Annotated in this window: 22 protein-coding genes and 1 pseudogene; 9 read left to right on the forward strand and 14 right to left on the reverse strand. The window is 47.7% G+C overall.

The genetic code is table 11. The annotated features are described in order from the left end of the window. Positions 1 to 72: 72 nt before the first annotated feature. The 3 genes from ELAC_RS04625 to acs all read right to left on the reverse strand — a co-directional run bounded on the left by ELAC_RS04625 (position 73) and on the right by acs (position 3,922). Positions 73 to 996 (reverse strand): glycosyltransferase family 25 protein, encoded by a 924-nt coding sequence (locus tag ELAC_RS04625; RefSeq protein WP_158227806.1) that lies wholly within the window; start codon positions 994 to 996, stop codon positions 73 to 75. A 123-nt stretch (positions 997 to 1,119) separates the two neighbouring features. After that, on the reverse strand, positions 1,120 to 1,767 hold the full coding sequence (locus ELAC_RS04630) for a DUF1796 family putative cysteine peptidase (RefSeq protein ID WP_158227807.1): 648 nt from the start codon (positions 1,765 to 1,767) through the stop codon (positions 1,120 to 1,122). Between the two features lie 145 nt (positions 1,768 to 1,912). Next, positions 1,913 to 3,922 (reverse strand): acetate--CoA ligase, encoded by a 2,010-nt coding sequence (gene acs, locus ELAC_RS04635; RefSeq protein ID WP_098038106.1) that lies wholly within the window; start codon positions 3,920 to 3,922, stop codon positions 1,913 to 1,915. Between the two features lie 184 nt (positions 3,923 to 4,106). On the opposite strand from acs, the gene ELAC_RS04640 reads away from it, so the two are divergent. The 3 genes from ELAC_RS04640 (at position 4,107) to ELAC_RS04650 (ending at position 6,916) form a co-directional block, all read left to right on the forward strand. Next, complete coding sequence (locus ELAC_RS04640) at positions 4,107 to 4,904, forward strand: hypothetical protein (RefSeq protein WP_143406439.1); 798 nt, start codon at positions 4,107 to 4,109, stop codon at positions 4,902 to 4,904. A 178-nt stretch (positions 4,905 to 5,082) separates the two neighbouring features. After that, a complete protein-coding gene (locus ELAC_RS04645; RefSeq protein WP_098038108.1) occupies positions 5,083 to 6,057 on the forward strand; it encodes a polysaccharide pyruvyl transferase family protein in 975 nt (324 codons plus the stop codon). A 16-nt stretch (positions 6,058 to 6,073) separates the two neighbouring features. After that, positions 6,074 to 6,916, forward strand: coding sequence for an NAD-dependent epimerase/dehydratase family protein (locus ELAC_RS04650; RefSeq protein WP_098038109.1), 843 nt, complete (start codon positions 6,074 to 6,076; stop codon positions 6,914 to 6,916). Here the strand turns inward: ELAC_RS04650 and ELAC_RS04655 are convergent. Continuing rightward, the gene (locus ELAC_RS04655) at positions 6,906 to 7,511 is read right to left on the reverse strand and encodes an NADPH-dependent FMN reductase (RefSeq protein ID WP_098038110.1); all 606 of its coding nucleotides are present in this window, start codon (positions 7,509 to 7,511) and stop codon (positions 6,906 to 6,908) included. The two genes, ELAC_RS04650 and ELAC_RS04655, sit on opposite strands and share 11 nt — an antisense overlap. 110 nt (positions 7,512 to 7,621) lie before the next feature. Further along, positions 7,622 to 8,218, reverse strand: a complete 597-nt coding sequence (locus ELAC_RS04660; protein ID WP_098038111.1) for an HAD-IA family hydrolase — start codon at positions 8,216 to 8,218, stop codon at positions 7,622 to 7,624. Between the two features lie 95 nt (positions 8,219 to 8,313). Here ELAC_RS04660 and ELAC_RS04665 point away from each other — a divergent pair, with 95 nt between their 5' ends. From ELAC_RS04665 to ELAC_RS04675, 3 genes are read left to right on the forward strand one after another with little or no spacing between them, the layout of a single operon-like run. Then, the gene (locus ELAC_RS04665) at positions 8,314 to 9,156 is read left to right on the forward strand and encodes a glycosyltransferase family 25 protein (protein WP_098038112.1); all 843 of its coding nucleotides are present in this window, start codon (positions 8,314 to 8,316) and stop codon (positions 9,154 to 9,156) included. A 57-nt stretch (positions 9,157 to 9,213) separates the two neighbouring features. Then, positions 9,214 to 9,690, forward strand: coding sequence for a DUF6790 family protein (locus tag ELAC_RS04670; protein WP_098038113.1), 477 nt, complete (start codon positions 9,214 to 9,216; stop codon positions 9,688 to 9,690). A 3-nt stretch (positions 9,691 to 9,693) separates the two neighbouring features. Beyond that, complete coding sequence (locus ELAC_RS04675) at positions 9,694 to 10,599, forward strand: glycosyltransferase family 25 protein (protein WP_098038114.1); 906 nt, start codon at positions 9,694 to 9,696, stop codon at positions 10,597 to 10,599. Between the two features lie 126 nt (positions 10,600 to 10,725). Here the strand turns inward: ELAC_RS04675 and ELAC_RS04680 are convergent, their stop codons facing one another. The 6 genes from ELAC_RS04680 to ELAC_RS04705 all read right to left on the reverse strand — a co-directional run bounded on the left by ELAC_RS04680 (position 10,726) and on the right by ELAC_RS04705 (position 16,787). Beyond that, positions 10,726 to 11,712 carry an alpha/beta hydrolase family protein gene (locus ELAC_RS04680; RefSeq protein WP_098038115.1) on the reverse strand — a complete coding sequence of 329 codons (987 nt, stop codon included), beginning with the start codon at positions 11,710 to 11,712 and terminating at the stop codon, positions 10,726 to 10,728. Between the two features lie 47 nt (positions 11,713 to 11,759). Then, entirely contained in the window at positions 11,760 to 13,421 is a 1,662-nt protein-coding gene (locus ELAC_RS04685; protein WP_098038116.1) for a glycosyltransferase, read from the reverse strand. Further along, the gene (locus ELAC_RS04690) at positions 13,391 to 13,807 is read right to left on the reverse strand and encodes a MamS/MamX family magnetosome protein (protein WP_143406441.1); all 417 of its coding nucleotides are present in this window, start codon (positions 13,805 to 13,807) and stop codon (positions 13,391 to 13,393) included. Before ELAC_RS04690 ends, ELAC_RS04685 begins: the two co-directional genes overlap by 31 nt. Before the next feature lie 12 nt (positions 13,808 to 13,819). Further along, complete coding sequence (locus ELAC_RS04695; protein ID WP_098038118.1) at positions 13,820 to 14,281, reverse strand: OsmC family protein; 462 nt, start codon at positions 14,279 to 14,281, stop codon at positions 13,820 to 13,822. A gap of 72 nt (positions 14,282 to 14,353) precedes the next feature. Beyond that, the gene (locus ELAC_RS04700; RefSeq protein ID WP_098038119.1) at positions 14,354 to 15,526 is read right to left on the reverse strand and encodes an MFS transporter; all 1,173 of its coding nucleotides are present in this window, start codon (positions 15,524 to 15,526) and stop codon (positions 14,354 to 14,356) included. Positions 15,527 to 15,641: 115 nt separating this feature from the next. Continuing rightward, on the reverse strand, positions 15,642 to 16,787 hold the full coding sequence (locus tag ELAC_RS04705) for an alpha/beta hydrolase family protein (protein ID WP_098038120.1): 1,146 nt from the start codon (positions 16,785 to 16,787) through the stop codon (positions 15,642 to 15,644). A gap of 135 nt (positions 16,788 to 16,922) precedes the next feature. Here ELAC_RS04705 and ELAC_RS04710 point away from each other — a divergent pair, with 135 nt between their 5' ends. From ELAC_RS04710 to ELAC_RS04720, 3 genes and pseudogenes are all read left to right on the forward strand, one after another. After that, a complete protein-coding gene (locus ELAC_RS04710) occupies positions 16,923 to 17,306 on the forward strand; it encodes a hypothetical protein (RefSeq protein ID WP_098038121.1) in 384 nt (127 codons plus the stop codon). Then, positions 17,303 to 17,557 (forward strand): GIY-YIG nuclease family protein, encoded by a 255-nt coding sequence (locus ELAC_RS04715; protein ID WP_098038122.1) that lies wholly within the window; start codon positions 17,303 to 17,305, stop codon positions 17,555 to 17,557. Before ELAC_RS04710 ends, ELAC_RS04715 begins: the two co-directional genes overlap by 4 nt. Continuing rightward, positions 17,542 to 17,913, forward strand: a pseudogene (locus ELAC_RS04720) (peptide chain release factor-like protein); the annotation flags it as partial. The gene ELAC_RS04715 and the pseudogene ELAC_RS04720, both read left to right, overlap by 16 nt. On the opposite strand, the gene ELAC_RS04725 reads toward ELAC_RS04720, so the two are convergent. From ELAC_RS04725 to ELAC_RS04735, 3 genes are all read right to left on the reverse strand, one after another. Further along, positions 17,914 to 18,894 (reverse strand): tRNA dihydrouridine synthase, encoded by a 981-nt coding sequence (locus tag ELAC_RS04725; RefSeq protein ID WP_098038124.1) that lies wholly within the window; start codon positions 18,892 to 18,894, stop codon positions 17,914 to 17,916. Then, on the reverse strand, positions 18,872 to 19,669 hold the full coding sequence (locus tag ELAC_RS04730) for a hypothetical protein (RefSeq protein WP_098038125.1): 798 nt from the start codon (positions 19,667 to 19,669) through the stop codon (positions 18,872 to 18,874). Before ELAC_RS04730 ends, ELAC_RS04725 begins: the two co-directional genes overlap by 23 nt. A gap of 101 nt (positions 19,670 to 19,770) precedes the next feature. Continuing rightward, a complete protein-coding gene (locus ELAC_RS04735; protein ID WP_098038126.1) occupies positions 19,771 to 20,226 on the reverse strand; it encodes a hypothetical protein in 456 nt (151 codons plus the stop codon). Positions 20,227 to 20,299 lie beyond the last annotated feature (73 nt).

Raw genomic sequence — 20,299 nt, forward strand, 5'->3', positions numbered from 1 at the left:
GGATTAACCCGGAGATCCCACTTATTATCGAAGTGGAACATGCGATGGGGGTATCACATGTTCCACGCCTTCCTACTTCTTACTGTAGTTGGGAGCGCCGTTGTCTGACTGCGCATCAATAAAAGTAGAGACGACATCTTCCCTCACCGCATACATACGAATGCTTTTGGGAAGATAGAACTCCATATCATAGGGCAAGAACACCTTGTAAGTGTTGATGAAAGATAAGATCTTTTGCATGCCGGACCTTCTGACGATCATGGAATAAGCACCGTAGCGTGCGCCGATTTTTTTAAATTCATGGCTGACATTTTCTCTCGTGGCGAAACGCTCAGGATTCTGCGGATCATAGTTGGGTCTTAAGGCATATCCGAGACATGGAATATAATCGCCATGCTTGTTTTTGGTGTCCTGGTCTGTGAAAAGTATATCCCACTTCTTATTGCCTACCAGTGCATCGAGCTTGTCGATCAGATCGGACATTTTGTTGGGATTCTGAATAACTTCCACATCATCTTCCATGACCCAAATGGTTTCGTAACCGGAATCTAAAGCGTCCTTAAGAATCGACAAATGACTCAGGACGATCCCGATCGCTCCACGCGACATGCAATGGCTGAAATAGTTTCTGCCCGGCACGTGCATGACTTCGTGGTGAGGGGTGCCGTTATTTTCGGCAAAATAGCAAGTCCCCCAGATTCCCTGCTTCATCCCCGGTTCGTACTTGATCCCTAATTTATTTAACGTTTCATAAGTTAACTCCCAGCCGTTGACTGCAGAAAAACGGTAGGGAAACACTCCATAAGTATTAAGCTGTCCTGCCGATCGGGCAAATTTTTCAGGCCTGCGATCCAGGTTGATCATGTAGATAAAATCAATGTTCCGGATGCTGTGCACCCCCTCTTTGTTGGGAGCTGGTTTTAAATAGTCGATCACATCCGCACAAACGATGGCGGGTGAGATTAACAAGCAAAAAAAGATCATTAAAATATTCATGCTTTTCCTCGGAATCATTGAAATTTGATTGATATCTTTCATCGACTGAAACGTATTCAGATCGTAATCACAACCACTAAAAATTGAAGCCCATAGAATCACTACAAGCGATTTCGTGGTTTGCTATTCAGCTAAAATCGAAGCAACACTTTGATAGCTGCAAAGAGTTTTTCTTACCATTGCTATTTTTCCGACCATCACCACTTCATCGTCTTGCTCTCCAGCCCTGCCGTTTTGAATGATCAAGTACACATCAGATTTTGGGAATCGGCTTTGTAATGTTGTATGAAGCCTCTCAGCATATTCTAGGGAAATATCCAAATTACCTTGGTCTGAAAAGGCATAATTAGGATGGGTTGAGAGCGGCCAAGCGCTCCTTACAAAAAAAAGCTTCCCCTGATATTGGCCAAGCTTCCTGAATCGCTCAATTCTTCTGTAATATTTTTCATAAAACTTGATGAACTGATCGTTTACTAGTCCATTCGCCCAAATTCCTTCATGGCTAAATTCAAAGTGATAGTAGGTGTTCAGCAGCACTCCTGTAACAAAAGGAGTTAAATATTTTCTATTAAAAAAATATCGAAAATCATCCTTAATGATTTCGATCATTTTTTCGCCATCGACACTCAAATACCAGTCAAAAGGAAAAGAGGCCTTTCTCAGACCCTGTTCCTTCAAAGAGGAAGCTGTTCTACAAATGGAGCCTAGAGAAATAAAAAGTGGCTCGGTTGATTCAAAATCAATTCCTGCTTCGATTTCCTTTTCATCCATCGCTTCATAATCTAGTTCCTTTGACGATATCTCCATCCGGAACAGACACATGACAACCAATAGAAAATTAATCACATAACTCAGCATATAGTCTTTTACTTACGGTTAAATAGCTTGTTTGAGCAGCTATCGATTTTTGTTAAATCTAGTCCTCTTGATACTTCAATTTTATTTCTTCGATCACAGAAGGATCGGACAGGGTCGTTGTGTCACCAATCACCCTTCCCTCGGCTACGTCCCTCAGAAGACGCCTCATGATTTTTCCACTTCGTGTTTTGGGTAGCTCGCATATAAATATGATTCTTTCCGGTCTTGCGATAGCACCGATTTTTTTCACGACGTGCTGTTTGAGTTCATCCTCTAGTCCCGGATGGTTGAATACATCTTCCTTAACAGAGACAAAAGCCACTATCGCCTGCCCTTTAATTTCATGAGAGATAGCAATGACAGCAGCTTCAGCTACTGCTTTGTGGTCTACCAGAGCGCTTTCTAACTCCATAGTTCCCAAACGGTGACCTGAGACATTGATCACGTCATCGATGCGACCTGAGAGCCAAACATATCCATCGTTGTCGATGCTTGCTCCATCACCTGTGAAGTAATAGCCTTTGTCCCACTTTTTCCAGTAGGTGCTTTGGTAGCGAACCGGATCGTTGTGCACGCCTCGTAGCATCGATGGCCAAGGTGTAGTGATCGCTAAAAAACCAGATGTTTGACTGTCGCCCTTTTCATCGACGATCGCCACATCCACACCAGGCAACGGCTTCGTTGCGCTTCCTGGCTTCAATGGGTGTAGTGCCGGAATCGGGGCGATCATGATACTTCCTGTCTCTGTTTGCCACCAAGTATCTACAACAGGACAATTTTTACGCCCTATGTGAGTGTAGTACCACTCCCATGCCTCAGGATTGATCGGCTCACCTACCGATCCAAGCAGCCTTAGAGAAGAGAGGTCGTGATCTTTAACCCACTGTTCTCCCCACTTCATGAACGTGCGTATAGCAGTTGGTGCTGTGTAAAGAATGGTGACACCATACTTCTCAATCAATCTCCAAAAACGGTCGCGTTCCGGATGATCGGGAGCCCCCTCATAGAGCAACACTGTCGCACCATTCGAAAGTGGTCCATAGACAACATAGCTATGTCCGGTGATCCAGCCCACATCAGCGGTGCACCAATAGATATCTGCAGGCTTTATATCAAATACCCAACGTAAAGACATAGTGGCGCCAAGTAGATAACCTCCGGTCGAATGAACGATTCCTTTTGGTTTCCCGGTGGTACCCGAGGTGTAAAGAATGAAGAGTTCATCTTCTGCATCCATCGATTCGGGAGGACACTCCTCCTTAGCGTCTGCCATCAGCGTATCATACCAAAAATCCCGCTCTTCGTTCATGGGGACAGGGACCTCTGTATGTTTGACTACAACCACTTTTTCAACAGGTGTGGGTGAAGCAAGGGCAAGATCTGCCATTTCTTTAAGCGATACTATTTTTCCTTTCCTAAAGCTCCCATCGGCAGTGATTAAGAATTTAGCTCCTGCATCGATAATTCGGTCTTTCAAAGAGTCAGAGGAGAAACCAGCGAACACAACTGTATGTACAGCGCCGATTCTAGAGCAGCTCAGCATCGCAACAACGGCTTCTGGAATCATGGGGAGGTAGATGGCAACCTTATCCCCTTTTTTGACGCCGAGATTTTTCAAAACATTGCTGAATTTGCAGACTTCATTAAATAGCTGATCGTAGCTGATTGACCGCTCTTCACCGCGCTCCCCTTCCCAAAGCAAGGCGATTTTGCTTGCCGATTCATTTAAGTGCCTGTCGAGGCAATTGTATGAAGCATTTAACTTTCCACCTAAGAACCATTTTGCATAGGGAGGATCCCATTCGAGTACCGTATCCCATGGTTGAAACCAATCTAAGTTATGAGCCTGTTTTGACCAGAAAAATTCCCTGTCTTTTTTTGCCTCTTCGAATAAAGACAGATCCTGGACATTGGCATTTTGGCGAAAGTTTTCGTTCACTTGATAGACAGTACTGCTATCGGTTGCGTGCGAGGCTGCGGGACAAACAAAAATCACTAACGCGGGAAGAAAACTGCTGGACAGCGCCTTCTTAAGGGAGCAAGAAAAATGGCTCCAAGACACAAACATACGACCTGCTTCATCGTTAAAAATAATTATTAAGGTGATATGCTTAAAACAACTGTTTTTAGCAATGATCGTTTCTCAAAAAGATATTTCTTCGAACAACTACTCGGAATCGAAGCTATCCGCTAGATTTTATGTAGCGATTTTTGTACAGAAAGAAAGTCTGTTAATGAACTGGGGCATTCGAATGAAAACTACATGTTTCACAATGTTATCGATCCTGTTTGCACTCTTGGCCAATGTATCGGAGGCCACTTGGATCAACAGTGCTGAAGAGATCACAGAGGAATTTCTATTAGAAACTGGTAGCTCTTCCGGCTACACCGAGCATATCGCGCACATCAAGCAAGTGTTTAAAAAATTCTACGTCAGAACGTTTCTCGAGTTTGGCTGCGGATTTTCAACCAAATATTTTATCGATAACAGCGAGAATGTCATTTCGGTAGAATTCGTAACCCCGGGTAGCGGACCCGACTGGCTGAAGTATTGTATAGAGCTTTACCAAGATTATCCTGAGTGGACACCCATCGCCTACTTCGCAGGTCCTGGTCTCGACACCAGCTGGGCCACCCATAAATACTTAGGGATGGACAGTGTCTACAGAGCTTGCGCTTATCAGCCTGTACACCGCTTAAGCTACGCTCTCATCGACCCCTCATTCCTCAGCGACCTTGACAATTTCGTGAGGGAGCAAACAGCTCTTTACGACATTGACATGGCTTTTGTAGATTGCGGCGTCTGCATTCGTGGGGATCTCGTGCAAACTCTATTTCAGCACGTTCCCATCATCGCCGCACATGACGTTGCCCCGAAAGATATCCGTCATTTAGATGATGTTTATGGATATGGACGTATCGTAGTTCCACCCAACTACATCGAGATCTATGTTCCCATTGGAATGGGAACAGCATTTTGGATCAAGAATGAAGCTCCATACCTAGGAGTGATTGAAGAGCTGAAAAAGTATGTGAACAGCAAAAAATAGTTTGTTCACACTGCTGAGAACGTTAAAAACGTGACTTACTTTGGATTGGAACCGCATCGCCTTGGCAAAAATAAGTTGTAAATCCAAAGCCTAAAAAGAGGGTTTTTGCTAAAAGATCTGAAATCGATCGGGAGAGTTTGTGTCCCAGAGATTTTTAGCAATATGTTTGTGAGGTCAAATGAATCGGATTAAGGAAATAAAGCTTAAGAGCATTACCATTCTCGTCACTATATCTTTATTTTACACAAACTTTCTTGGAGCAGCATTTGGTTATGTATCCTATACGTCTTTAAACATAGGAGATGACATACAAGCATTAGCTGCCAAACAGTTTTTACCCGACAAAAGCGTTCCGATCGACAGGGAATTTATCGGAGAGTTTACTTATCCCGAACCTGTCCACGCTATCATCAACGGGTGGTTCATGCATACCAAAGATTTCTGTTGGTATAGGCCTGATGTGGCAGCTCCCTTAAAATCGTGGCCGCCCTCACCCTTCATCGATCCAATGCTAATATCGATCCATCTTACGGATGGCTTTATCCCTTTTGCATTCACTGAAGAAGCTGTGCAATATATGAAAAACCACGGACCTGTTGGTGCAAGAGACTACCCCACACTCCATGAATTACAGAAACGAGGTATCCCCAGCTATTTCTCTGGATGCCTTACCCTCACTTTGAAGAATATTTATAATGAACGCGAGAATATCATCTATGCGGTCGACCTCGATAAAGAGTGTTTAGATTACCTGCGCGCTCATACTAAGGCGAAAGTTATTCCGATAACGCACTCCATTCACCATGAGATGTTTCTGAAACTGACCAATGAACAAAGGATGTCTTTGGCAAACACTCTTCTCAAACGTTACATGAAAGCTAAATGTGTTGTTACAGGCAGGTTGCACGCCAGTATGCCTTGCCTGGGATTGGAAACCCCAGTTCTATTAATCCGCAATAACTATGATCCTCGTTTCGATGGTTTAGGTGAATTAGCTCATCGATGCTCTAAGGAAGAACTTTTATCAGGCTCTGCCCCGTTCGACTTTGACAACCCTCCAAAAAATCCTGAGCACTATAAAGTAATCCGGGAGAACCTGATCCAGATAGTAAGTGAGTGGGTTCAGCAAAAGATCAAAAAAAGCAGCTCGTAAAACACAAGGGACAGGTGTGGACTTAGACGACAAAACAATAGCCATGATCGGCTCAGGATATATCGGACAGGCTCTTTTGAATTTATGGAAAGGGCAAGGGTATCACCTAATCGCTACCACTACCTCGGAAGAAAAGAGGGGTGCTTTGGCGCAAATGGCCGACGAGGCAATTGTCATGAAAACCTCCGAGACGGAAAAGCTAGCTTCCGTGCTTGAAAGAGCCGATGCCTGTGTCATCACTTTAGCCCCAAGGGACGGAACGGGTTATTCTGAAACCTATCTTAAGAGCGCAGAAGATATCGCTCATCTGCTGCAACACCGCAAAAGACCCCTTCATCTGATCTATACCAGCTCCATCTCCGTGTATGGAAAGCCGCACATCTCTCCGGTGACCGAAGACTTGCCTCTTCATCCGGAGACAGACAATCAGCGCATACTCGCAGCAACTGAGGAGACCTATCTGGGAATTCAGAACCCTTTAGTGGGGGTTACGGTTCTGAGGCTGGGGGGGATTTTTGGTCCGGGCCGCGATCTCTCTTCCCGGGCTGCTCGCCTGTTGACGAGGCCGATGCCGGGCACGGGAGAGGAAAAAACCAATCATACCCATCTTGACGATATTATAGGGGCGATCGACTTCTGCTTAAGAAATGGGGTTTACGGAGCGTATAACCTCACGATGGACGCCCATCCGACAAGACGGGAGCTATATGGAAAGCTGGCGATAGAGCTTAGTCTTCCCCAGCCCAAATGGGATCCTGCGCTGCCTAGCGCTCATGGCATTGGCATGGCTGTCGACAGCTCAAAATTAAAGGCGAAAGGGTACTCTTTCGCCCATGACAAGCTGTTTGCTAGCGAATAGCCTCTTCGATCTCTTTAGCTAAATTGCTACGGGTCTCGGATGGGATTAAATGGCCGTCCGCGTCAAATTGAGAGTCGGCTCTGCCGACAGAGATTTTGCGCTCGATCACTGAGCCGTTCATTTTTTCAATGACATATTGTAAATGGGCAAGTCCCCCGGATCCTCCGCTCTTACCGGTCGAAGCACTCATAAGGGCCACTTTCTTGCCCTTAAATACGCTTCTGGAGTCCTTGCCGTCTTCAGACCTCGAAATCCAGTCCAGAAGATTTTTCAAAACTCCCGACATGGATCCGTTATAGTTTGGGGAGGCTATAATCACCGCGTGGGCATTTTGAATGGCCCTTCTGATGGTCTTGGCGTTCTCCGGCATCCCGGTCGTCCGCTCGATATCCTCATTGAAGAAAGGAAGCGGATATTGATTTAGGTCAAAATAGGTCACTGTCGCGCCCTTTTTGGAGGCGATGTAGGCTGCCTCTTTCGCAAGTTTGGTATTCCATGAATCAGCTCGCAGGCTTCCGGAAAAAACCACCACGCGCGTTTCGGCAGCAAGAGGAAGGGAGAAAAAAACAAACGTGTAGAGCAGGTACTTTAACATGCTGAATCTCCAAATTAGATCGTGCTTTTTACTATGTAACTGAAAATAAACGTTTTTGATTGTAAATCTCGGGAGGATTGCTAGCAAGTGAATCAGCAGTGGGGTTTTAATTATGCAAAAAACTGATCGAGTCTTTTTTTAGTTTCCACGAATGACTCATGACGGTAGGAGGGAATGCCGAGGAGAGTTGCCGCATTAACCAGGTTTTCTCTGTCGTCGATATAGAGCATGTCTTCAGCCGGCACTTGAGTGAGCTCTTTGGCCATTTGATAGATCGCGGGGTTCGGCTTTCTGACTCCGACAAAGCTTGAGATCAAAAAGAAATCGCCCAGCTCCGTGAGCTTGTAATGACTAAGGCGATAGTTCGCCAGATCCCTTCCCTCATTACTGAGAAAAACAATCCGGACATTCCGTGTTTTTTTCACTTCGGTAAACAGGGGGATCATGCCCTCGAGCGGCTGGGAAAGCGAGCGCATGAAATCTACGAACTCCTCCCTGGAAAAAGTTCTCTCGGTATGAAAAATCACACTGTTCAGGTAAGCATCAAGGCCTATTTTCCCCTCTTCATGCGCTGGGTAGAAAAGATCATGCCTTAGAGCCAGCTGATCCCAGTCCAGCTTGAAGGCATCCGCCGCAATTTTTCGCTGTGCCGTATCCCAGGCATTAGTCAGGACTACGCCCCCGATATCCAGTAGAAGAGTCTTCATTTTCTTACAATCCGATTGTTTGAATAACACTTATCGAAAAATGAATTTCATGACAACATGTCATATCCACCAGTTTGTTCATTGAACGGTTTATTATGAAAAAATGTTGCTACGGTATCATACTGCTCTTCAGCATCTTGCTACGCACCAATTCAGAGGCCTACCTCCAAAAAAAGAACACTCCTCCTTTGAATTACGTGAAGCCCCACGCAGAGCTCATCACTCCATGTGGTTTGGATCCAATAGACTGCGTCTATATCATCAACTTGGATTACCGGCCGGAAAAGTTTGAGCGAGTCAAACAGCTCTTCGAAGAAAGAGGTATTCCCACCAATCGCTTCAGTGCTGTGGATGGCTGGGCCATTGCCGAAGAGGCCAAAATCGAGATGTTCGGCCCCTATCCCGTTCGCTTATCCGGGGGGAAGATTGGCTGCCTATTGAGCCACCTTTCGGTCATGCAAGATGCCGTGGACAGAGACTTTTCGATTATCTGGGTTTGTGAGGATGATCTCCTGTTCAAGGGAGATGAGAAAAAACTTCCCGACCTCATCTGCGAACTAACACGAATCGACCCCGACTGGGATGTGCTTTATACAGACCCCGACATGCTAGGCAGCTCAGGCCAAAGACACCCTTCCTACCACTACAGTCCGCGGCCTGATCAAAACCTGAAATCTCTAAGCGAATTTTTAAAACGCGAGCGCCGTGGAAGCTCTTTCACCACCATCGGCCAAAGATGGGGAAATCACTCTTATATCATGTCGAGAAAAGGTCTTAAAAAAACACTGGATTACTTCCGCCACGTCTATTTATGGGATACCTTCGATACGGACAGGCACTACGTACCCGGTATTAGACAGTATGGCTTGAGGCGCGCATTGATAACAAACGACTGGCAAAGCAAAATCACAGATAGCTCGGTAGCGCCCACCCAATAATTTCTTTTTATTTTTTCTGCTATGTGGTTTTCTTGGCCGTGAATGAAGGAGTAACGTATGCTTCCTCTCTATCTTCTGATAACATCTGTCGTTCTTTCCTCCCTGCATGCGTTTGTTGCCAAAAGAGCGGATCCAACTAAAAACTTCACTCCCATCCTCCTCGCCTACCTTATCTTCTTTAACATCGGGATCATGGGCTTGCTCGGTTTCTATGGGCACGCTTTCATGGCAGATGAGATCGCGAGATTGATCGGCTGGCCGACGGGCAGTCCATTCCAGTCGGAAATTGCGGCCGCGAATCTCTCCTATGGGGTCATCGGGGTGATCGCACCGTTCATGAAAAGACCGTTTTGGTATGCGACCATCATCGGCAACGCTGTTTTCCTGATCGGCGCTTTGGTCGTTCACATCCATCAGTACTTCGCTTTCGGCAATATCGATCCATACAACATCGGTGTATTTGTCTGGGTCGATGATCTGATTGTTCCACTGATACTCCTCTTTCTGGGGATGAAAGTTTCACGTCAAGATTAGATTATGTTCAGGTTATTTTTAGTCGTAGCTCTGTTAGCCTGGAAGTCCCCTATCCAAGGGTACTTCTTTTCTGAGCAAACACCTGTTTTGAATCATTTGACCAAAGTCACAGAAAATCCGCCCGAAAGCGGTTTACCGCTCATAGACTGCATTTATGTCATCAACTTGGATGAAAGGCCGCAAAAGTGGAACAAAATTCAGGATGAATTGGGGCAGAATAATCTCCATGCGCTAAGATTCAGCGCAATTAATGGATGGAAACTGAGAGAAGACATAAAACAGAAACTGTTTGGGCCATACTCACTCAACTTGAATGGAGGCCAAACCGGGTGTCTTCTCAGTCATCTATCGATTGTCTACGATGCCTATAGAAAGGGATACAGTCACATCTGGGTGTTGGAAGACGACATAAAAATTAACGAACCTCCTCAAGTACTAGAAGAGTTGCTGATGCGTCTTTGTGTGATAGATCCTGAATGGGATCTATTCTTTACCGATCCTGACACGAAAAATTCCAAAGGTGAGACCATCCTTTCATGGGACGTCTTTGTACGACCCGATCAACCCGCGGAACCTGTAAATTACTATCGCGAAAGAATTGTTATTGACGATGATTTAATGGAAATTCGGCAGCGTTTTGGTATGTATTCCGTAATTATATCAAGCCGTGGCGTTCAAAAGATAATAGACTACTTCTCCCACGTCTATTTGTGGTCTCCGATAGACATCGACATCTTCTATATCCCCGAAATCAAGGTTTACGCAGCCAGAAGAGATATTGTTACAGTCAACTGGCAAATCCCAATCTCTGATACTGTTTCGCCTCCGTCAAATAATGACGAGAGGGATGATATTGCCGAAAATGTCCCACAAGGTGATGTTTTAGCTTTGAGTAAGCCTCCGGATTGAAGAAATCCATCAATAAGTCAGCCTTTAACACTATCTCGTGTCCGGTGCTAGATCCGTAAAACCCTCACCTCCTTGTCAGCATCGACATCTCACTTCAGACAAGCGGAGCGCTCCCCAAAAAGAGCCTTAACGAAATGTCTCGTTGAAGAAGCGCACCGCTTCTGTCAGCGTCTTAGCTTGGATCCAGTCGCGGTCTATCGAGGGGTCATCTTTAAAAACTCGATCAGAAATTATCTGCTGGTTTACTTTCAGCTTTTTCACGTCGCTCAGCGACGTAATGAAGACAAAATAACCCACTTTCCCTGGTATCGTCTGATAATATGCGCCAGGAATCTGTCTGGCAAATCGTCCGGCATTGGTATCAGTAACCAAAATCTCGTCAGCGGCCCCGGCAATCAGGTAGACGGGCACATCGACTTGCGCCAGGCTTTCATCGCTGAATATCCAAGACCATGCCGGCGCCATCAGGAAAAAGGCGCGGATCCTCCGCTCGCGGTAATCTTTTTGCATCTCCCCTTTCTTCAGTGTCTTCAATGCCTCATCAGCTCTCGAGAACTCCCGAGGAGCAGAATACTCTTTACCCGGCAAGGGGTTCTCTAAATTTTCGGCCCGACCACCCGCTAAGAAGATACCGGTTGTGCCTCCCAGGGAAAATCCGGCAAATCCAATGCGTTTAAAGTCGATGGAAGAAGCTAGCGACGATTTTTCAAGAGCGTCTAACATTTTGCTGACATCGACAGCACGCATCCAATGGTTCATATGCGGTCTGCCGTCAATCATATCGCGATGGCGGACTGCAGCGACGGCAAACCCTTGATCGACAAGCCCCCGGATCAACCAGTTGAGATTGTGAGGATCGCCCATATAACCATGTGAAACGACAATAAGCGGGGGCTTCAGAGAGGGTTTAGCGGCCGGAGCGACTTTAAAAAGGTCCCAAGGGTCATCTGAAACCTTTCCTTCTGTCTCCGGGGCTACCGGATACCAAACGGAAATGGACCTGTCATCAAAAGCAATCTGCTGAAAGCCCAGCACTGGCAGGGGTAGAACAGGTTTTATCTCAAACGCGAAGAGATAGAGGGGGATCAAAAGAAAGATAAGTAACGCTCTCACAATTCAGCTCCCTTAGATAATATAGGAAAAATATACCGATAAGTGATCTAGAGAATCACCCTTTTTTTATAGGCAGGATAATAAGCTCTTAAAGCGGCGCACTCGGGAGGAATAGTAGGGGTATTGTTTGCCCGGGCCAGATGCTCCAAGTCCACTCGATCGAAAGGGTAGAAAAAGCTCGGAGGGAACACCACCCTCTCATAGCGTGCGTCCTTTTCGTCAAAGAAGGCCTCAGACAGAGCTTTAGATCCGGTGACACCCTCTGTCTTCATTCGCTTTAGAGCCAACTCAAGGAGCGGAAGCCCCGATTCCGCTCCGATAAGAAGCGGAGAAATGACTAGTCCTTTTGCCTCGGCCAAAGGTTCAAGCCCGGCAAAAAAACCGACCCGATTGGTGATCTCGTCAAAAAAAACTTCATCGTAGCAAAAGAGGTTCGCTTCCGCATAGATCCCCCCGTAGCGCAGAAGAAGACTAAATTTGGCAAAGTCCATCTTTTTCTCGTTGGGGATATCCCGGAGACCAGGAATCTCGGCAAAGAGCTCCTCTTTCGACCACAAACGATAAGAGAATCCCTTCATCCCCATCCAGGATGCGATATAGGAAAGGGCCGACGGTGTAAATGATACCGATTCAATCTGGTGGATGATCTTGGGTATGGAGGAGGATGCTTGCGCCTTCCCCAGACGATGGTAAAGATCCTGAAGCTTAGTCAGACGTTCTGCATGCTTCTCTTTTTCCCGGTGCAGCGGATGTGCCAGGAATTTATAAGCCTCCCTTTCCCTCTTCGAGTGCTGGAGAGCTTTTTCAAATGAAGGATAGGAAGGGTTGCTTGCCCTTTTGAGGGTATTGATGCTCATTTTATGCCAACTTTTGCCGTAGTAGTGAGCACAAATCGTTTCAGGTGGTGTCTGAAGCACCCCTTGCTCTTTCGCGGCGGTCAATACTTCATTTTTTGTGTGGGGATAGAATACCGTGGTCGGAAAAATCACGGTTCCGGCGGGCGTCCCGCCCTCTCTTAGCATCGCTTTAATTTGATGCGAAAAATACGCCGGCCCTGTCACGTAGACAGGAGATTTCGCTTGCTTTGGGTAGTCAGCAGGTAATGCGTCAACGACCCTTTTCATGATCGGACTTAAAGGCTGCGCACCTATGATGCTGTTGCCTATCCAAATCCCGAGAGCCTGACACAAAGGTTCGATGCCGGCGAAAAAAGAGAGGTTCTCACAGAGTGCCGTAAGTTTGTCGGGATGGAAACATTCCGTATCGGCATCGGTGTAAATCCCGCCCTCACGGTAGAGGATTTCATAGCGCGCAATGTCGGATTTAGCGCCCGGATTGTCGGCTGCTTCATAGAGGGCGCGGTTTTGAAGGGGAAAAGTGGCTATATCCGCATCGGTCCAGAGGTGATAGGTAAAACCGGGAAGGCGTTTCCACGACTCCATCCACTTTTTATAGTCTTCAGGCGGGTTGTGACCCAGCCAGATCTGATGAATTTTTTTGGGGATAGGCTCGGCAGCTTTTCTCTCTTCGGTAAAAAGCCTCTTAAGTAAAGAGACCAGCTCCCGTATTTCACCGGAAGCCGGTCTCTCCTTACTAGTCAACACCCGATAGATGGACAGGTCCCGCTGATGCCTCAGCAGGGACCGTTCAAAATCAATATCAGCCCAACTCTCTTTGCTTACCATCTTCTCATCTTGGAACCACTCCATTCCGGAACGCCGCCATCGTCTCGGAATTTAAATTCTTTATCGCCGAACTTCACTGACTTGGCAATCACCTCTTGTTCCTTGCCTGTCTCTATCGTGAACCCTGTGACCTCCACAGCATCGCCGACTTTCGGGTCAAACTTCACCTCCTCGAGGTAAGGGGCCGGTCCCAGTAAAACAACAACTGCTTTACCCTCGACATCCAGCACCACATGAACGCCTACCATCCCTTCATGCTCTACCCGCTGCACCTCTTTGACACTTCCCTTGAATGTCTTCAAAGACTCCTTACTGAACATCTCCGTCGTCGGCGCATGGTTGCTACTTTCCACTGCGCTTAGGGTGCCTGCTGCGAGCAAGCACGCTGCCACCATTGCGATCTTATTCATAAACACCTCCATTTAAGGCGCTTTAATAGACACGATCACATCGGGATTAATCTGAATTGGAACACTGACCGAATTGGCGATGAAACATTGCTCGTGAGCCTTCCCATGCAGCTCTTTGGCCTCTTCCAACCGGCTGATGTCCGTGAGCTTGACGACCGGGTTTAAAGTCACCTTAGTCATCTTCCCCTTGCCTTCAGCAAGAGTCAGCACACCGGTCGGGCTGTCTGTATATTCGGTGACTAAGATACCCGCCTTTGCAGCGAGATGCAGGTAGGAGAGCATGTGGCAAGAGGATACGGCGGCAAGCAGGAACTCTTCAGGGTTCCACTTAGCGGCATCGCCTTTGAAGACGGGGTCGGTAGACCCCTGTATTGCCTGCTTCAGCGGTGCCGTCAGGCTGAAAGACCTGTCGTAGTCCTTTGTCGTGTCGCCTTGCCAGCTCAAATCCACACGATACTTGCTCTCTCTCGGCATAGGTGTACTGCTCCTCAGATCAATGGATTACTCCCTATCCTTACAATACCTCCGCCACCACTATTCCTCAAATTAATTATTGATTAAGACCTCTTGAGGAGAGGACTCTAACAGTTTGAACGCCAGCAGGCTAAAGAGCGAGAGTAGAGCAATGGATCCCCCGAGGAATCCCCCGAGGCCCACCGGCAGAAGACAGATGGCGCTTGTCAGCAGCGAGCCGATCAGGCGATAGGTAAGCCCGAGAGTGGACGAGGCAGTTCCTGCGGCGGTCTTGGCGAGCGGCGCAAGCGCTGCGGCCGACGTCATGGGCAGAATCACACCTATGCTGAGGTTAAATAGGATAAGAGCTGTGAAAAAAGAGACGCTGCCCTGAGAGAGAGTGAGCAGAACGCCTGAGACCAGCTGCAAGGCAACAGCACCCTTCACCAGTTTCCTTAAGCCCACTCTGGCCACGATCTTTGCCGCCCCGAAGACGCCGATAAGATACACTCCTATCATGCAGGCCGATAAGATGCCCACCAGTTTCGGGTTGTTCTCGTGGTAGAGATCCTTGATGATAAAGGGAAATATGGTGATGTAGCCGTACATCAGGCCGTAGGTAATCGAATGAGCGATGGTGTTCACTAAAAACACGGGCGAGCGCAAAGTGTCTTTGAGAAACGACAGTATGCTCTTGAACGAGCGCCGCTCGGCAGAGGGAGTGTTTACAGATTTAAGGGAAGGGATAGCCCAAAATATTAGAAGAAGGCCGAGAGACGCTGCCAGGATAAAGTTTCCTCTCCACGAAACCATCGTAATTTGCCCGCTGAAGATAATCGCCAGCATGGAGGCAAGCCCGACGCCAAATGCTCCGTAGGACATCACCTCTGCCGACTTGTGAGCCGAGAACTGGCTGGTCGCAATCGCTCGTGCGAGCACAGGTCCTGCCGCAGTGCCCATACCCTGAAAGAACCGCCCCAGCAGCAGCATGCCCATGCTGTCAGCAAAAGAGCACAGGAGGCTGGCGAGCACAAAAACGACAAGCCCCGACAGCATCACCGACCGCTTGCCAAAAAAATCGGAAAGAGGGCCCGACACCATTTGTCCTATGGCGTTGCCGGCAAGAAAAAGGCTGATAGCAAACTGCACGGTACTCAAGTCAGCGACAAAATACTCCGCGATAGAGGGAAGCGCCGGCGCGCAGATACTGGCGGAGATAACTCCAATGGAGGCAACCACCGATAAAAAGATAATTTGATTCCACATGAGATACTCCTTTAATAAAGCGGCATATTGTATCCGTTTGTAAATTAAAGGGGTACATTGAAGTATACCTAAAGTATCTCAAAATTTGGCATGTAAGCTGTCAGATAGCCCCAATTCAGGTTATGGACAGAACTTCATCCAGCCAGTCAAAGAGCACCTCCTCGGTTTCGTGCGGAAGAAAAGGCTGGCAGTGTCCTCCCGATCGCTGCTCCTTTTTAAATACATAGTATTTTTTAGGGCACTCTAACGTCTGATAAAGTTTCAGCGCCTCCCCTTGCGTCAGATGTTCCTCTTCATTATCAAATACGAGCGTGGGGCAGGAGATATTTTTGATTTTTCCCTCTAGCGTATACTCCCTGCAGCGCTCTTTCATCTCCTGCAGGTTTTTCACGCCAAAGCGCATGTAGCGGCTCTTGATTTTAAAACGGAGAGCCGGCTTTAGGGCAAACAGTAGAGAAGTCATCATGGCCCCGGGGAGCTTTTCAAGGCCTTTGCTGACGCCAAAAATGCCCGGATTGACAACACAGGCCTTGATTCTTTTTTCATACGCGGCAGCTCTCACCGCCAGATAGCCGCCAAAGCTATCTCCGCGCAAGGCCACCCTACTCTTCATGGCAGGGTATGTTTTGTCGATAAAGTCCAGCACTGCTTTGATCACGACTTCCCAGTCAGGGCGAAACGGCGTTTTACCCAGGCGGAGCACACTGCCTTGTCCGGGGCCTTCAAACGTCAGGCAGTGATACCCCCTCTCCCGTGCAGCCACCGCAGACTGAAAATAGAGCTCTTCGAGCGTGCTATCTCCTCCCCCCGTATCGATCAAAAGTTTCGCATCAGGTACTGCGGAGGGGTAGAGAATCGCGGGCAGAGAGCTCCCTTCAAAGGGAATCTGTATCATGACATGAGGTATGGCGAGAAAATCCAGGGCTTTGGCAAAGCTCTCTTTACTCTCTTCCAGTCTCTCTTTGATCCGTGGGTCGCCCGGGTTTTCCTCTAAGAAGAAGTAGGCTGTCCGGTAGTAGTTACTAGCCCGCAGCAGTTTCTTACCAGCGCTGAAAAAGTGCTGTTTTGAGGATTCTTGCGCAGCATTTTCTCGCAATTGGTTTCCGAGTTGATGGAAGGCGTCATGCCAACTTTCGAAATTCCCCGGAATGATGCGGGGTATCAGTGCCAGACACTCACCCAAATCTGCGCCGCCACGTGCTGCGTGTCCGAGCGTTCTGATGAACTGCTGATTGAAACTTAAGTCTTTAATGAATTCCATCCGTTACCTTTTTAGATCCTGTCCGCAGATAGGTAGCCCGATTCACGAAATCACCAATTTTGAAACACTATCTGTAAATGCGGTAATTGGTTAAATCAGAAGAGATACTTTCGGTATACTAGCAGGAGGATTTCTGTGCATTATTTTAAAGCTTTCGTCGCAGGCACCGTGGTGCCGACACTTATGCTTCCGATTGCGACCCTGTTCCTCATTCGCTCGGGCAACGAGCACCTCCTGCAGATCCCCCTACTTCATCTCCTTCCGCTGATTTGGGGTCTCTGGAATGTGTTTTACCTGGCTGCTCTTAAAAAAATCCTGCCCAAAGACGAAAACACCCAAATCGCAGCTGCGGGAGCCCTGCTCGGGCTGATTGTCGCTCTTTTTGCTGTGTTCGAGGCTCAAATCCCTGGAAAACTGCACGCCGAACATTTAAAATGGGTTCCATTGATCGGTGGCCCTTTAATATATGCCATCGTCTGGAGGTTCATCGTCAAGCCGTTGAATAGGGTGTTTCTGTGAATTGCTGGATCGTCTACATCGCACGTGCGAAGAATGCAAAGCTCTACACGGGCATCACAAACAATTTGGAAAAAAGGATGGAGGAGCACAGCTCTGGAAAGGGCGGCGCCCGCTTTTTTCGCTCCTCCCCCTTCGAGAAAGTGGTGTTTCAAGAAAAACACGCCGACAAAAGCTCCGCCCTGAAGCGTGAATGTGCCATCAAAAAACTCCCCCGGCTCAAGAAGCTGGAACTTATCGAAGGCGCTGTTTAATGACCAAAATATATTTGCCGGATAATGACGACGATCTTCTTAAAGAGTGTGTCGTCTACACCTACCGCTCCAGCGGGAAGGGCGGTCAGCATGTCAACGTCACCGATAGCGCGGTCAGGTTAAAGCATCTGCCCAGCGGGATCGTGGTCACCAGCCAACAGGAAAGGAGTCAGCACAAAAATAAGCGTATCTGCATCGAAAAACTGCGGGAGGCAGTCAAAAAGCGCAATTACCGGAAGCCTTACAGAGTTCCCACTAAAATGCCGCGTTCTGTCCGCGCTAAGAATTTGGAGATGAAATCGAAAACGTCGACCAAAAAACGCCTCCGCAAAATTCACTCAAAAGACATCGATTAATCAAGCAAGATCAAGCCCTTCTGCCAATCGCGGCAGGGCGTACTCAAGGAATTGTCCCACCTCTTTTTGATCGGCTGTCAGTATCGATTGCCGCATCGAGAGAAGCTTCTCATTTTTTTTGAAGAGAAACCCCATCAACTGCTTGACTTTGTTGACCTTCGTTCTCTCAGGGACGCCCTCCTCCATCTGCCGGACATAAACGTCAAAAAACCGCACCATCTGTTCCCACTGCGGGCGATAGTCGCTCCCGGCAAAACGGGCTTTAATTTCGTGAAATATAAATGGGTTGATCACGCTTCCCCGCCCGATCATCAACGCATCGCAGCCCGTCTCATCCAGCATGCGCAGTGCATCGTCGACATTCAGGATATCGCCGTTGCCGACGACGGGAATTTTAAGCAGTTTTTTCGCCTCTTGAATCAAGCCCCAATTAGCCGGGGGACCATACCCTTCGGCCTTGGTCCTTGGATGCAACGTGACATAGGCGATGCCGCTTGCCTCGGCAGCGAGCATATTCTCCTTGAAAAGCGACGTGTCGTCGAAGCCCGATCTCAGCTTGGCGGTGACCGGGATCTTAACCGCTTTGACAAGGGCTGAGGCGACATCATGCAAAAAATCAGGATCTTTCAGCAGGCTGGAGCCGGCACCGCGGCCGGTCACGGTGTTGGATGGGCAGCCGCAATTGAGATCGATGCGCGGCGCCCCTCTTGCTTCCATAGCCTTGGCCATCTCCGCCATGAGATCTAAATCGGACCCCATGATCTGCGCAGCAAGAGGGATGGGCGCTATTTCGCTGGCCAAGTAGCGCACAGCAAGACTTGGCACATGTGCATTGGAAGGCACCCGCAGGAAATCCCGGACCCCTTCATCGAAACCGCCAATTGTCGCCATCGCCACACGAAACCAACTGTCTCCGACACCCTCCATGGGAGCCAAAATCAGGTAAGGGCACCCATCGCTATTTTTGGGGAGAAGTCCCATCTGTGCCTACCTTGATGATTTTACTTAAGCTGTCGTAGAATGCCTGATACGCTTTTTTACTGCGCGGCGTTGTATTCCACTCTTTTAAAGGACTCGAAACAAGATCTTCCAGGTCAAGAGCGACAATATGCACATCCTTAAGGGAGTGATTAGTCTCAAGCAGTCTAAAAAGAACAACATGGGCATTTGACGCAAAAGTGATATAGACGCGCCTTTTACCTTTTTTCCCCTTAAATGAGCTTCCGGGGCCGAAATAGTGTTCATTATAGTAAGCGCGGATCGATGCGAGTCCCTCTTTTGTAGGTGCCGCTTCTACAGCTTTCCAATCAGCATCGTTCTCAAAGCCCATCCTCAGTTCTTTTTCCCGCTTAAAGCAGAGCGCATATTCGTCATGCTTTTTCTCACCTTCATAATTGCGGTAGCGGTTGATTTGGCCATTGTAGGGATCCCATCCGAGTCTTGCGGCATGAGGCGGAAAGAGCACAAGGCTGTCCGAATGAGGTTTTAGAAGAGCGTGGAGCGTTTGCGAACGGCACCAGCCTCCTGAGCAGATCGGATAGACAGCGTCCCCTTCTTTGATTGTAAAAGAGGAAATATCGAAAGGATAACTATGGAAGCTTCCGCCCCTTGCGAGAAACTCTCGAAGGCACCGCTGTCCCCTGCTCCGATCGTGTTTTTCTAAGTGTTTTTCAACCTTGAAATAGTAAGTGGGCTCGGAGGCGAAAGCCGAAGTAAAAAGAAGTGTGGCTAAGAGAAGAGGCCGAAATAGATTCATATACACTCTAGAAGTTGATTGTAAAAATCTTGAATAGCATAACAAACGCTTGGTATTGGCTTCAACAAATAGGAGCGCTGCATAGCGCTCCCCTGAAAAGCTTAAAAGTTTATCACTAGCTGTCTGTTCGGGAAGGAGTAGACTGTGCACCAGGTATGGTAGTGCACGAAAGAGTCGCTCATCGTATCCATGACGTAGGAAATGCTGACGGTATCTCCATTGATTACGATCACCTGTTTCCCGCTGCTGTAGCCGTTCAGCGCTGTGATGATATAGCCATCGGCATACCAGGCGACATGGCAAAATACGCCGTTGCTTAAGGTCTCATATGTGATGTGAAAGGACTCGACAGAGCGAGTTAAATCTCTTTTGCTAAGTGTATTCTCTTGAGAAAACGCTCTGACCATCGCCTGATGATTTTCTATGACGGTAGGGTCTAACTGCAGATCTTGTCCTTCCTCTTGCGCAACTTGCGGGAGAGTAGGTTGCTCTTCTGCGCCGGCAAAAGAGGCAATCAAAATACTGAACAGCACCATCAACATGACTATTTTTTTCATATCTAACCTTTTATTTTTTAATGTTCTTTGAAAGCGGGATCCCCGGCTGGAAAGTTGCCGATAGGGTGTTTTT

It is taken from the genome of Estrella lausannensis, assembly GCF_900000175.1.
Taxonomy (GTDB): Bacteria; Chlamydiota; Chlamydiia; order Chlamydiales; family Criblamydiaceae; genus Estrella; species Estrella lausannensis.

Coding starts and splice junctions, on each gene's coding strand:
- ELAC_RS04670 (WP_098038113.1), top strand. CDS start 9,214: ATGCTTCCTCTCTATCTTCTGATAACATCTGTCGTTCTTTCCTCCCTG.
- ELAC_RS04675 (WP_098038114.1), top strand. CDS start 9,694: ATGTTCAGGTTATTTTTAGTCGTAGCTCTGTTAGCCTGGAAGTCCCCT.
- ELAC_RS04695 (WP_098038118.1), bottom strand. CDS start 14,281: ATGCCGAGAGAGAGCAAGTATCGTGTGGATTTGAGCTGGCAAGGCGAC.
- ELAC_RS04730 (WP_098038125.1), bottom strand. CDS start 19,669: ATGAATCTATTTCGGCCTCTTCTCTTAGCCACACTTCTTTTTACTTCG.
- ELAC_RS04705 (WP_098038120.1), bottom strand. CDS start 16,787: ATGGAATTCATTAAAGACTTAAGTTTCAATCAGCAGTTCATCAGAACG.
- ELAC_RS04660 (WP_098038111.1), bottom strand. CDS start 8,218: ATGAAGACTCTTCTACTGGATATCGGGGGCGTAGTCCTGACTAATGCC.
- ELAC_RS04735 (WP_098038126.1), bottom strand. CDS start 20,226: ATGAAAAAAATAGTCATGTTGATGGTGCTGTTCAGTATTTTGATTGCC.
- ELAC_RS04640 (WP_143406439.1), top strand. CDS start 4,107: ATGAAAACTACATGTTTCACAATGTTATCGATCCTGTTTGCACTCTTG.
- ELAC_RS04690 (WP_143406441.1), bottom strand. CDS start 13,807: ATGAATAAGATCGCAATGGTGGCAGCGTGCTTGCTCGCAGCAGGCACC.
- ELAC_RS04655 (WP_098038110.1), bottom strand. CDS start 7,511: ATGTTAAAGTACCTGCTCTACACGTTTGTTTTTTTCTCCCTTCCTCTT.
- ELAC_RS04630 (WP_158227807.1), bottom strand. CDS start 1,767: ATGGATGAAAAGGAAATCGAAGCAGGAATTGATTTTGAATCAACCGAG.
- ELAC_RS04685 (WP_098038116.1), bottom strand. CDS start 13,421: ATGGAGTGGTTCCAAGATGAGAAGATGGTAAGCAAAGAGAGTTGGGCT.
- ELAC_RS04700 (WP_098038119.1), bottom strand. CDS start 15,526: ATGTGGAATCAAATTATCTTTTTATCGGTGGTTGCCTCCATTGGAGTT.
- acs (WP_098038106.1), bottom strand. CDS start 3,922: ATGTTTGTGTCTTGGAGCCATTTTTCTTGCTCCCTTAAGAAGGCGCTG.
- ELAC_RS04725 (WP_098038124.1), bottom strand. CDS start 18,894: ATGGGACTTCTCCCCAAAAATAGCGATGGGTGCCCTTACCTGATTTTG.
- ELAC_RS04625 (WP_158227806.1), bottom strand. CDS start 996: ATGAATATTTTAATGATCTTTTTTTGCTTGTTAATCTCACCCGCCATC.
- ELAC_RS04645 (WP_098038108.1), top strand. CDS start 5,083: ATGAATCGGATTAAGGAAATAAAGCTTAAGAGCATTACCATTCTCGTC.
- ELAC_RS04665 (WP_098038112.1), top strand. CDS start 8,314: ATGAAAAAATGTTGCTACGGTATCATACTGCTCTTCAGCATCTTGCTA.